A 12,014-nucleotide genomic window follows, 5' to 3' on the forward strand; every position below is an offset into this window, starting at 1 on the left:
CGTGCGCACGGTGTCGTGCACAGTGCATCCGTCTGCACCGATCAGCCTCGGAACCCGACACGACACTGGTCTCGATTACTGGAGCTGACGATGACGTCGATACGACGATCCGGGTGGAAACCTTTGGTTGCCTGCCTGTCGATCTGCCTGCTCGTGCTGAGTGGCTGCAATCCCGCGCGCAGCGGCAAGCAGGAGAAGTTCGAACTGCGCTTCGCCCATGTCACCTCGGCCGGTACGCCCAAGGGGCTCGCCGCCGACTTCTTCGGCAAGCAGATCGAGAAGAAGTCCGACGGTCGCATTCAGGTCGAGGTGTTTCCGAACTCGGAGCTCTACGGCGACAAGGACGAGATGCAGGCCCTGCAGTCCAATGCCGTGCAGATGCTCGCCCCGGCCAGCGCCAAGTTCACGACCATCGCGCCGAGTCTGCAGGTCCTCGATCTGCCGTTCATCTTCGACGAGCCGGATGAGATCCCGGACATCGTCAGCCCGGACACCGAGATCGGCAAGGCCATCTACGCCAACCCCGACCTCGAGGCCAATGGGCTCAAGGTGCTGGGGCTGTGGGACTCGGGCATGAAGCAGATCCACTCGAACGATCCGACTCTCTCGCCCCAGGATATGAAGGGCAAGAAGTACCGGATCCAACCCTCCGACGTGCTGCGCACCCAGTTCGAGACCTGGGGCGGCATCCCCTCGCCGCTGGCCTTCGCTGAGGTCTACAGCGGGCTCCAGCAGGGACTCATCGACGGCGGCGAGAACACCTACTCGAACATCGAGTCGCAGAAGATGCACACCGTGCAGAAGTACGTGACCGAACTCGACCACGGCTATATCGGCTACATCCTCACCGTGAACAAGCGCTGGTACGACGAGCTGCCCGATGACCTGCAGGCCGTCGTCGACGAAGCCGCCGATGAGGCCTCCGAGTTCAACCGGAAGGAAGCGCAGAAGGTCAACGCCGAGTCGAAGAGGCTCATCGAGGAGTCCGGCGACACCAAGATCGTCGTTCCGACGAAGAAGCAGCGGCAGTCGTTCAAGGACATGGTCGTGCCTTCCGAGTACGAGCGGTACCGGGACGTCATCGGGCCAGAGGTCGTCGACGAGCTCATCCGTCGCAACAAGGAAAGGGGCTGAGAATGAAGGTCTTCGACAGATACCTCAGCCGGGTGGAGAACGTCCTCGCCGGGGGCAGCCTCATCGCCGCGACGGTTCTGGCCGTCTTCGCCGTGCTCCTGCGCAACCTCACCGGGGACGTGCTCTTCTGGTCCGAAGAGGCCATCATCTACCTCATCATCTGCTCGACATTCTTCGGCGCCGTCGTGACCCTGCGCCACAACGAACACGTCGCCGTCGACATCATGCCGACACTGCTCAAGGGACGGAAGAAGAAGTTCTTCGTGATTCTGGGCGGGCTGGCGACTCTCGTCTATGCGGGCTTCATCGCCTATCTGTCCTGGGCACTGATCACCGAACCCTTCTCCCGCACGACCATCACCCCTGCATTGAAGCTGCCGCTGTGGGTCGTCGAACTCTCGCTGGCGATCGGCATGACGCTGTTTTTCATCCGCGCAGCAGAGATGCTCTTTCGTGCGCTCAAGGCCCCGGCCGAAACGCTGGAAAAGGACGTGCTCGCAGAGGAGGCCGCCGCCGTCGGCATCGCCGTCGACGACCTCGCCATCGATGACCCACCGCCTGCAAGCGGACACGAGCACGCCGGCGGTAACGACAACCTCGGCGATGGGACCGATCACGGCACGGCCGGGGATGACAACCTCGGCGACGACGACACGAAGGAAGGGGGGCGCTGATGCTGGAAGCAACGTTCGTCCTCATCGCAGTCCTCATCCTGCTGCTCATCAGCTCCGCGCCGATTGCGGTCGCCCTGGGCCTGACCAGCCTCGTCTACTTCTACTACTTCACGCTGATTCCGATGACCCAGGTCTCGGAACGCCTCTTCAACGCCCTGAACTCGTTCCCGCTCATGGCGATCCCCTTCTTCATCCTCGCAGCCAACATCATGTCCCGCGGCGGGATCTCGAGACGCCTGACCGACTTCGGCGCCGCGATGGTCGGGCACCTGCGCGGCGGCATGGCGATCACCACGGTGCTCGCGTGCATGTTCTTCGCGGCGGTCTCGGGATCGTCTCCGGCCACGGTCGTCGCCGTCGGCGCGCTGATGATTCCGGCCATGGTCAAGAACGGGTATCCGAAGGAGTTCTCCACGGGACTCGTCGCCACCTCGGGGTCTCTGGGCATCCTCGTTCCACCGTCGATCCCGCTCATCGTCTTCGGCATCGCCACCGAGCAGAACATCGGCGATCTCTTCCTCGCCGGCATCCTGCCGGGCATCCTCGCCGGTGTCATGCTGCTGGGCATGGCCGTGTTCGTGGCCTGGAAGAAGGGGTACGGAAACGCCGGCGCCGGCTTCCGGATGTCGAATGCCGATAAGCTCAAGGCCTTCCGCGATGCGATCCTGGCGCTGGCGCTGCCGTTCCTCGTCCTCGGCGGAATCTACTCGGGCTGGTTCACCCCCACCGAAGCGGCGGCCGTCGCGGTCGCCTATTCCCTGGTGGTCTCTCTGCTCATCTATCGCGAAATCAAGATCTCGCAGCTGTGGGAGGTCACGCTGTCGTCGGTGAAGACCTCGGCGATGGTCATGTTCATCATCGCCAACGGCATTCTCTTCACCTTCGTCCTGGCCAGCGAGCGGATTCCAGGGTCCATTTCGGCCACGATCAACGATTGGGACCTGCAACCGTGGCAGTTCCTCATCCTCGTCAACATCCTGCTGCTGTTCGTGGGCTGTGTGATGGAGACGTCCTCGGCGATCCTCATTCTGGCACCGATCCTGCTGCCGATCGCGATGGACCTGGGCATCGACCCGATCCACTTCGGCATCGTCGTCGTGATGAATCTGGAGATCGGGATGATCACGCCGCCGCTGGGCCTCAACCTGTTCGTCGCCTCCGGCATGTCGGGCATGAGCGTCGTCGGGGTGGCCAAGGCCGCGCTTCCGAGCGCATTGGTGCTGCTGGGTGCGCTGGCTCTGGTGACCTTCGTGCCGTTCTTCGCTACGGCGTTCGTGGGGTAGGGCGGCGTTCGTGGGCTGACGCTTTCGTTACTCACTTTGCGCTCAAACCATCGGGTTGCAACCCGATGGTTTGAGCGCAAAGTGAGTAACGGCGGTTGGCAGAGGTCGACTTCGGGAGCGTGATAAGTCCCCGTCGTGAAGCTTCGACTGAGGATGGGACGGTGCGCGCGAGATAAGTCCCATGCGCCGGCCCGCCCTCAGCGTTCTGCCAGCTCTTGCCTGGATAATCGGAGTCAGCCGCCTACATGCAGACTTCCGGAAGGAACATGGACGACTATCGAAGTCCCGGCTGGGACATCAGCAGCAGTATCAATTCTCAGCAACACCCCGCGCGGGCAGGTGAACTCCGTTGACCTGGCTTCTCTCGCTTCTCGTCGGCCTGCTCGTCGTCCTCCTCATCACTGTTGCCACAGGCTATTTCGTGGCCCAGGAATTCGCCTACATGGCCGTCGACCGTTCCCGACTTGCCGCCCGCTCGGCCAACGGTGACCGAGCAGCAGAGCGCGCCCAGTCGATCACTCGCCGAACTTCGTTCATGCTCTCGGGCGCCCAGCTGGGCATCACCGTCACCGGGCTGCTGGTCGGCTATGTCGCCGAGCCCCTCATCGGCACGGCTGTCGGCGAGGCCCTCGGCGGGACATCGATCCCCACTGGCACCGGAATTGCCATCGGCACCGTGCTCGCACTGGTCGTGGCGACGATCATCCAGATGGTCTTCGGCGAACTCTTCCCGAAGAATCTCGCGATCGCCCGCCCCGAGCCTCTGGCCATCTGGCTGGCGCGTTCGACTGCGATCTACCTCGCCGTCTTCGGCTGGCTCATCACGATCTTCGACAAGGCGTCGAACGCCCTGCTGAAGGTCCTCGGAATCGACCCCGTCCACGATGTCGACCACTCCGCGACCCGCCGCGATCTCAAGCATATCGTCGCCGACTCCCGCCAGAGCGGGGATCTCGTCGACGAGGATTCCCTCATCCTCGATCGCATCCTCGACTTTCCGCAGCAGAGCGTCGACCATGCCACTGTGCCCCGTTCTCGAGTCGATGTCATCAGCGAGGACATGCCGCTTCACCAGGTGCGAACCCTCATGCAGACCGGTCATTCCCGATACCCGGTGCTCAATGCCGCCGAGGAGGTTGTGGGCACGATCGATCTCCTCGACATTCTCTCCGCCGCCGATGATGACGATCTGCGCCGGCTCCTCAAGGCACCGGTCTTCGTTCCTGAGTCCCTGCCGCTTCCCGATGCCGTGCGCACTCTGACCGAGGGTCGGGCCCAGATGGGCTGCGTCGTCGATGAGTTCGGCGGCTTCTCCGGCATCATTACGGTGGAGGACCTCGGCGAGGAGCTCGTCGGTGACATTGTCGACGAACACGATGATGCGATCGAGGAGATCGTCTCCGCTGATGACGGCACCTGGACGGCTCCCGGGGCGATCCCCCTCGACGAGCTCGGCCGCGCCCTCCAGCGCGAACTGCCGGTCACCTCGGCGCTGACTCTCTCCGGTCTCGTCATCGAAGAGGCCAGGGGCTTCCCCGCCGTCGGCGATCGGATCGAGATCACTTTGCCCGTCGACCCTGCTGAGCTGGCCGGCACGGAACCGCCGAGCCTCGTCTTGCTCAATGTCGACGTCCTCGAGGTGAGATCCCACGTGCCCTCCCTGCTTGGGCTCGGAATCGAGGTGGGACGATGAGCAATCCCTGGATCATTACCACCCTCACTATCCTCATCATCGGACTGAGTGCATTCTTCGTCGCCGTCGAATTCGCCCTGATCGCCGCCAAACGCCACCGGCTGGAAGACGCGGCGGCCGACAGCCATTCGGCCCGTGCCGCACTGCGCAGCTCCACCGAGCTCTCCGTCCTCCTCGCCGGCTCCCAGTTGGGCATCACGGCGTGCACCCTGGCGCTGGGCGCGATCACGAAGCCCGCGGTCCATCACTGGATCACCCCGGTCGCGGATGCTGTGGGCCTGCCGCTCTGGATCGCCGACCTCACCGGCTTCGTCCTCGCCCTCATCGTCGTCACCTTCCTCCACCTCGTCGTCGGTGAAATGGCGCCGAAGTCGTGGGCTGTCGCACACCCGGAACGGTCTGCGATCATGCTCGCACTGCCGATGCGGGGGTTCATGTTCCTCACTCGACCTCTGCTCCACGTGCTCAACAATGCGGCCAACGCCTGCCTGCGGATCGTCGGCGTCGAACCTGTTGACGAGGTCGATCAGGGCCACACCTCGGACGATCTGCGGGAGCTGCTGCGGCATTCGGCGCAGGCCGGCACCCTCGAACAGGAGTCCTCGGACGCGCTGCTCGGTGCTCTCGAACTCACTCAGCTCAGCCTCGGCGAGCTCGTAGCCGAACGTGAGAAGCCGACTGCTGTCGGACCGGGAGCGACAGCGGGAGAGGTGCGAAAAGCTTCGCATCGCGATCGTCACCGGCGCATCCTCGTGCACACCACGGGAGGGCAGCCGCCGACCCACGTCGTCCACGTCCGTGATGTTCTCAGTCTCGATGAGGGAGCTTCCATCACCGAGGTAGCGCGCCCGGTCGAAGCACTGCCGGCAAGCTTGACCGCTGTCCGTGCGTTCAGTGCGATGAAGGCCGCTGGCACTCAATTGGCGTTGGTCGATCACGCCGATGGCGACCCTACCGTGGTCACGGTCACCGACGTGCTCAGCTACCTGCTCTCGACGGGAAGTGTGGAGGGGCGTCGGTCATGACGCGTCGCGACGCAGACGATACTTCTCGCTCAGCACGGCCTACTTGCTCGTGTGAGGCGTTGGTCCATCCAAGACGCGGTAGGTGGTCTGAACCATCCCGCCGTCGAGTACCGCAGTGCGGACGTGCTCAAGGTCGACATCTCCTCCAAGCGACCCGAACAGTGATGGCCCCTCTCCGATGAGCACGGGTACGCGGGAGAGCGTGAGCTCATCGACAAGCCTCGCGGCAAGGAACCACCGGATAGTCGCCCCACCGTCGACGTAGACGCGCCTGCGACCATCCTGCTGGAGCGCGTCAACGGCCGCCTCGGCCGAGCGATGCACGGTGATTCGAGAGTCTGCGTCTGCAGCGAGGGTCGTGCTGATCACATGGATCGGGTGATCCAGGTATGGCCAATCCTCCTCGGAAGCGATAGCTTCGTAGGTTCTTCGACCCATCACCACCGCGTCGACAGACTCCACGAAGGGTGTGAAACCCGCATCCCCGGCAGCTTCGCCGCGGCTGGTCAGCCACTCCAAGTCTCCGTCCGGCCGCGCTATGCGGCCGTCGACGCTCAACCCGAGGAAGACTGCGGCACTGAGAGACTGCTTCGTCGCGGACATAAGTCATATGTTCTCAGCCACGAGCGACGACGTTCAAGGAAAAGCTGGCAGCACTCAGGCACGCCATCTGACGCTCGCAATCAGTTTCAGCCCACCTCTTGACTGAGAGTGCACTCTCAGTCGTAGGTTTACTTCCATGACACAGCGCCCGGCAGACATCCCATGCCCCGCAGATCCGAGGTGGGCAAGATCCGCCACCTCGGTCTCTCCGAAGTCACGTCCACAGAACTCCGGCGGGCACACAGCACCCACCCGATCGCCGCGCTCCAGTCCGAGTGGAACCTGTGGTCACGCGACGTCGAGGATTACGTCGTGCCCGCCTGCGCCGAGCTCGGGGTCGGGTTCGTTCCCTCCAGTCCCTTGGGTCGTGGATTCCTCACCGGCGCCCTGACCAAGGAGCAGGTCGCGGGTGATTTCCGCGGCGGAACCACGCGTATGGGTGAGGCGTTCGACGCCAACCAGAAGGTCGTCGATATCGTCGCCGAGGTGGCCCACCATCACGGCGCCACCAACGCTCAGGTGGCGCTGGCGTGGCTCCTCCATCGCGCTGCCCAGATGGGCGTCAGTACGGTACCGATTCCCGGGTCACGGAAGCCCGAACGTGCCCTGGAGAACCTCGGCGCCGTGGGTCTGCGTCTCGACGCAGCTGACATGAGGGAACTCGACTCCATCCGATCATTGGTCGAAGGGACGCGCAACATCGTCGACAATCCGACGTGGATCAGCTCCGGGCGAGAGTGAGCGGGGCGGGGGTGGGCCGATAGCGTTTTTGAAAAGGTAGCGTATGGACATGCAAAAACGTATCGTTTGGAAGCGCAAATTAGTAGTGTAAACGCTCACAAAATGGTAGCGTAGAGAATCAATGGACCACGTGGAGCGTCCATAAGGTCGCGGCAAACACTCCCAAAGGACATGTTCCATGGAATACCTTTCCCGCACCATTGATCTCGAGCTCGATGAACTTTCAGATGAAGCAGCAGCCATAGCGATTGATGGGCCCAAAGGCGTAGGCAAGACCGATACGGCATTGCGACGGGCTGACATCGCTTGGTACTTGGACGACCCAGCTCAGCGAGATGTTCTTCGATCCGACTTCTCGCTTAAGTCAATCCCTGAAGGCACCGTTCTCCTCGACGAATGGCAGCAACTGCCACAGGTCTGGGACTCAGTTCGACGTTCGGTGGACACAGGTGCGCCAAACGGTCGCTTTCTTCTCACAGGCTCCGCATCACCGATCAATGCATCGGGGACCCACAGTGGCGCCGGACGCATTCTGTCCCTGCGGATGCGACCGATGGGCGTGCACGAACGCGGTCTCGTCACGCCGACGGTCTCGCTGGCACATCTCCTGTCAGGCCAGCGCAAGCCAGTCAACGGAACATCGACGTTTCTGCTTACCGATTATGCCGACGCCATCGTCTCCAGCGGCTTTCCAGGCATCATGAAAACTGCTCCACGAGTTCAACGCCGCATGTTGACAGCCTATGTTCAGAGAATCGTCGACAGAGACCTACCGGACCTTGGCTACACCGTCAGGCGTCCAGAAACACTCAGACGGTGGCTGGCCGCTTATGCCGCAGCGTCATCGACAACAACATCGTATTCGCGACTGCTCGACACGACTACAGGTGGCGACGGAGCTCAGCCAGCGAAAACGACCACCATTACCTACAGAGACCATCTCAGCCAACTGTGGCTGCTCGACCCTGTGCCTGGATGGGCACCGACGAACAATCTGAATCGCCGTTTGCAGCAGGCGCCCAAACACCAGTTGGCCGATCCAGCGCTTGCTGCGAACCTTCTCAGCCAAACTGCCGAGTCTCTCCTATCACCCAAAGGAGCTCACCTCGCTGGGCCCTTGTTCGAGTCACTTGCAACGTTAGGCATCCGCGTAATGGCTCAAGCCGCAGAAGCTGCAGTCCGACATCTCCGTCTGTTTAGAGGCGAGAGAGAAGTCGATCTGATCGTTGAGGGCGCCGACGGCGGAATCCTCGGCATCGAGGTCAAACTGGCGGCCGATGTCTCCGATTCAGATATCAGGCATCTGCACTGGCTGCGTGAGCAGATACCCGATCAGATCGCCGACCTTGTCGTCATCACGACCGGAGCCGCTGCCTACCGTCGACCCGACGGCATCGCGGTTGTGCCTCTTGCACTCCTCGGCCCCTGATCTCACCCCATCAGCCCCATCACCGATTCCTTGACCTGGAGCACCGCGAGAAATCCGAAGAGCAGGAAGCAGACGCTCAGCAGCACATTCGACACTCCCTTGTTCCGCAGCGACTCGGGCACCGACGACCGGTTGAGGATGACCAGCAGCGCAGCGGCGAGCACCGGCAGGATGAACGCGCTGATCGCAGCGTAGATGAGGACCAGGGTGACCGGTTGGCCCAGACTCATGATGGCCAGGGTCGCAATGCCGAGGTAGACCAGCGCGCCGCGGAATTCGACCGACTTGGCCGACATCTCGAACCTCTCCTCGTCCTGACGAGAGTATCGGCGCAGCACCCGGACGCAGTCGGCGGTGACATAGGCGATGCCGGAGAATCCGCCGAGCACACTGGTGTAGACGACGGCGAGGAAGCTGATGAGGAAGACCATCCGACCCACGTCGCCGATGCGGCCCACCAGACTGTCGGCGATGGCGAACAGTGAGCCGTTGTCGGAGATGGTGAAACCCTGGCCATAGAGGATGAAGGCGCCCACCGCGCTCATGGCCACGGCGAAGACGAACACGAGTCCATAGCTGACGAACAGGTCGAGGCGGACGACCGGTTTCCACTCGGCACTGCGCCAGGACTTCTCGCGGATCCAATAGGAGTAGGCGAGGATTCCCGTCGCTCCGCCGACACCGCCGATCAGCGACATGACAGTGATGATCGACCCGTTGGGGAACGTCGGCGCCATGGTCTCGACGGCCACCTCCTGGGCTCCCTGGCCCTGGAACACGGAGATGGCGAGGGCGATGATGCCGAAGAACATGAGGACCCCGAAGCCCATCATGGCCTTTTCCACCAGACCGTAGCGTCCGATGCCGACGAGGACGACGGCCGAGATCAGGACGACGATCGCGGTCGGCCAGAACGGCAGGACCGGGAAGATGGTCTGCAGAATGTTCGTCGCCACGGCTACGACTCCGGCGCCGAAGAAGAGACCGACAAGCAGTTCGGCGATGAGGAACACGGCGGGGAAGGTGCGTCCGCCGAAGCTCGTGAGATGTGACAGGAGCGATCGGTCGCCGCTCATCTGCAGGCGGGAGACTGCTTCGGAGAGGACGAATTTGAGGATGATGCCGACGGTGAAGACCCAGATCAGAGCGAGACCGTACTCGGCCCCGGAGTTCATCGTCGTGATCATGTCCGAGGCGCCGACGCTGGCCAGGGCGAGCACGACGCCGGGGCCGATCAGTCGCAGCCGTCCGGTCAGAGATGACGGCGCCGAGGTGGAGCCGGGGTTGGTCTGCGATGTCGTTTCGGCGGACATGAGTGGGGTGTGGCTCCTTCACAGGTGTTCGTCGACGTCGGCAGTGGTGTCGTCCGTCCACCAGTGTGCCCGACACCTCCACATGCCAAGACAGGAGTCTCATCACCTGAGCAGAGAAGCAATTTTCAGATGGTCCGCCTCCAGCAGATCAGTGGCCACAGGTGGGCAGTGCGCCGGGCCTACCGGTCGAAGTACTCCTTGCACGCCCGTCCGACGGACTCGATCGCCTCATCGTCGACGTCGAGGTGTGTGACCCAGCGCAGGGTTCCGTAGCTGCCGCCGACGATGATGCCGCGATCGACGAGGAATGCGGTGAAGTCATCCATGGCGATTCCCGACGGCGACATGAACACCATGTTGGTGCGGGCCTGCCCTGCCCCGAGTTCGGGGAACTCATGGAAGATCTCGGCCAATCGAGTCGCCCGGTCATGGTCTTCGCGCAGTCGGCTGACGTTGTTCTCCAGCGCGTAGATGCCTGCCGCGGCGATCACTCCGGTCTGGCGCATGCCGCCGCCGAGCATCTTGCGAATCCGCCTGGCACGTTCGATCAGCTCCCTGGGGCCGGCGAGGAGCGAGCCGACGGGTGCGCCGAGCCCTTTCGACAGGCACAGTGAGACCGAATCGAACCGTCGCGCGATCCACGCCGGTTCGCGACCGGTGGCGACGGCCGCATTCATCATCCGCGCCCCGTCCAGGTGGGTCGCCAGACCATGGTTGCGGGCCAGGTCGGTCGCTTCGACAAGGTACTCATCGGCCAGACAGCCCCCGTTGAACGTGTCCTCCAGGGCCAGCAGCCGCGTGATCGGGTTGTGGAAGTCATCGGGTTTGATCGCGGCTGCGATCGTGCTCAGGTCGATGATGCCATCGGGGTCGTTCGGCAGGGGTTGGGGCTGGATCGAGCCCAGCACTGCCGCTCCGCCGCCCTCGTTGCGGTAGGCGTGCGCGGCCTGGCCGACGATGAATTCGTCTCCGCGTCCGCAGTGGGCCATCAGCCCGGCGAGGTTGGACTGCGTTCCGGTGGGAAAGAGCAGCGCCGCTTCAGCGCCGAGGAGTTCGGCGGTCATCGCCTCGAGGCGCTTGGTCGTCGGACAGTCGTCGTAGACCGCATCGCCCACCTCGGCGTCGGCCATGGCACTGCGCATTCCCCGACCGGGGCGGGTGACCGTGTCCGAACGAAGATCGGCGTGAGTCATGTGGTCCATTCGATCACTGGTCCTTCGCGCCGGCGACCGGGTGGTTGCTTGCGATCGAGATGCGGTTGAACGCGTTGATCAGGGTCACGGTCCACTCGATGGCCGCGATCTGCTCGGTGCTCAGGTGCTGCCCCGCCTCGGCGGCGATCTCATCGCGATCGGCCATCTTGTCGAGGACGGTCAGCGTCTCGGCCAACAGGAGTGCGGATTTCTCGCGCTCGTCGAAGATCTCCGCCTCGCGCCAGCTGGGCAGCACATCGAGTTTGAGCTGATCGATGCCGGCCTTTCGTGCGGCCGGGGCGTGAACGCTCAGACAGGTCCGGCAGCCGTTGATCTGGGAGACCCTCATGTTGACCAGTTCGATAAGGCCGTCGTCGAGGCCGGCTGCCCGCGCCGCCTTGCGTGAGGCGGCCGCTGTCTGGGCCATAGCTTTGTAGACCTCGGGGTGGGACTTGTCCATATACGGGCGGTTCGCGTTCATGTCAGCCGTTCGCCTTGACGATGGCGAGGTCGGCGCCGGTCGCCGTGCGGAAACGACCGCCTTCGGCCTGATAGTCATCGCCGGTGTCCTTGAGCTTCTTGACGAACAGCGGGCAGACCGGCACCACCGTCAATCCCTTCTCGCGGGAGTCGGCCAGTGCCTGGGCGACGAGGACCTTCGACAGGCCGCGTCCACCGAAGGCTTCGTCGACGACCGTGTGGTGGAAGATCCGCTCCGTGTCGGCGTCCGGTCCGGGAAGGAAGTGCGCGCGACCGGCCACTTCGCCCGAGTCGACGGTGATGACGTAGGCACGTCCCGGTTCATCGAGTTCCACATGCACGTCCGCGCCGGTGGAATCCTTGAGTGCTTCGCTCATTGCTCTCTCCTCTGTTCAGCAGCCGACGGCTGCCCTCATCAGTTGGTCTCGGCAGAGTGCCCAGGGGCG

12 protein-coding genes are annotated in these 12,014 nt (G+C 63.3%); 7 read left to right on the forward strand and 5 right to left on the reverse strand.

What is annotated here, in order from left to right:
* Positions 1-90: 90 nt before the first annotated feature.
* The 5 genes from BKA07_RS01650 (at position 91) to BKA07_RS01670 (ending at position 5,809) form a co-directional block, all read left to right on the forward strand.
* Positions 91-1,134 (forward strand): DctP family TRAP transporter solute-binding subunit, encoded by a 1,044-nt coding sequence (locus tag BKA07_RS01650; protein ID WP_167949360.1) that lies wholly within the window; start codon positions 91-93, stop codon positions 1,132-1,134.
* 2 nt (positions 1,135-1,136) lie between these two features.
* Positions 1,137-1,808, forward strand: coding sequence for a TRAP transporter small permease (locus BKA07_RS01655; RefSeq protein ID WP_167949361.1), 672 nt, complete (start codon positions 1,137-1,139; stop codon positions 1,806-1,808).
* Positions 1,808-3,091 (forward strand): TRAP transporter large permease, encoded by a 1,284-nt coding sequence (locus BKA07_RS01660; RefSeq protein ID WP_209043831.1) that lies wholly within the window; start codon positions 1,808-1,810, stop codon positions 3,089-3,091. Before BKA07_RS01655 ends, BKA07_RS01660 begins: the two co-directional genes overlap by 1 nt.
* Before the next feature lie 349 nt (positions 3,092-3,440).
* A complete protein-coding gene (locus tag BKA07_RS01665; protein ID WP_167949362.1) occupies positions 3,441-4,784 on the forward strand; it encodes a hemolysin family protein in 1,344 nt (447 codons plus the stop codon).
* Positions 4,781-5,809 carry a CNNM domain-containing protein gene (locus tag BKA07_RS01670; protein ID WP_167949363.1) on the forward strand — a complete coding sequence of 343 codons (1,029 nt, stop codon included), beginning with the start codon at positions 4,781-4,783 and terminating at the stop codon, positions 5,807-5,809. Before BKA07_RS01665 ends, BKA07_RS01670 begins: the two co-directional genes overlap by 4 nt.
* 39 nt (positions 5,810-5,848) lie before the next feature.
* Here the strand turns inward: BKA07_RS01670 and BKA07_RS01675 are convergent, their stop codons facing one another.
* Entirely contained in the window at positions 5,849-6,412 is a 564-nt protein-coding gene (locus BKA07_RS01675; RefSeq protein WP_167949364.1) for a dihydrofolate reductase family protein, read from the reverse strand.
* 162 nt (positions 6,413-6,574) lie between these two features.
* Between BKA07_RS01675 and BKA07_RS01680 the strand changes: the two genes are divergently transcribed.
* Both BKA07_RS01680 and BKA07_RS01685 read left to right on the forward strand, forming a co-directional pair.
* Positions 6,575-7,153, forward strand: a complete 579-nt coding sequence (locus BKA07_RS01680) for an aldo/keto reductase (protein WP_245161795.1) — start codon at positions 6,575-6,577, stop codon at positions 7,151-7,153.
* A 178-nt stretch (positions 7,154-7,331) separates the two neighbouring features.
* Entirely contained in the window at positions 7,332-8,582 is a 1,251-nt protein-coding gene (locus tag BKA07_RS01685; RefSeq protein WP_167949365.1) for an ATP-binding protein, read from the forward strand.
* Between the two features lie 2 nt (positions 8,583-8,584).
* Here the strand turns inward: BKA07_RS01685 and BKA07_RS01690 are convergent, their stop codons facing one another.
* The 4 genes from BKA07_RS01690 to BKA07_RS01705 all read right to left on the reverse strand — a co-directional run bounded on the left by BKA07_RS01690 (position 8,585) and on the right by BKA07_RS01705 (position 11,945).
* Positions 8,585-9,895, reverse strand: a complete 1,311-nt coding sequence (locus tag BKA07_RS01690; RefSeq protein WP_167949366.1) for an Nramp family divalent metal transporter — start codon at positions 9,893-9,895, stop codon at positions 8,585-8,587.
* A 179-nt stretch (positions 9,896-10,074) separates the two neighbouring features.
* Positions 10,075-11,097 (reverse strand): low-specificity L-threonine aldolase, encoded by a 1,023-nt coding sequence (gene ltaE, locus BKA07_RS01695; protein ID WP_245161796.1) that lies wholly within the window; start codon positions 11,095-11,097, stop codon positions 10,075-10,077.
* Positions 11,098-11,101: 4 nt separating this feature from the next.
* Complete coding sequence (locus BKA07_RS01700) at positions 11,102-11,569, reverse strand: carboxymuconolactone decarboxylase family protein (RefSeq protein ID WP_167949367.1); 468 nt, start codon at positions 11,567-11,569, stop codon at positions 11,102-11,104.
* A 1-nt stretch (position 11,570) separates the two neighbouring features.
* Complete coding sequence (locus BKA07_RS01705) at positions 11,571-11,945, reverse strand: GNAT family N-acetyltransferase (protein WP_167949368.1); 375 nt, start codon at positions 11,943-11,945, stop codon at positions 11,571-11,573.
* Positions 11,946-12,014: the final 69 nt, after the last annotated feature.

The organism is Brevibacterium marinum (assembly GCF_011927955.1).
Lineage (GTDB): Bacteria > Actinomycetota > Actinomycetes > Actinomycetales > Brevibacteriaceae > Brevibacterium > Brevibacterium marinum.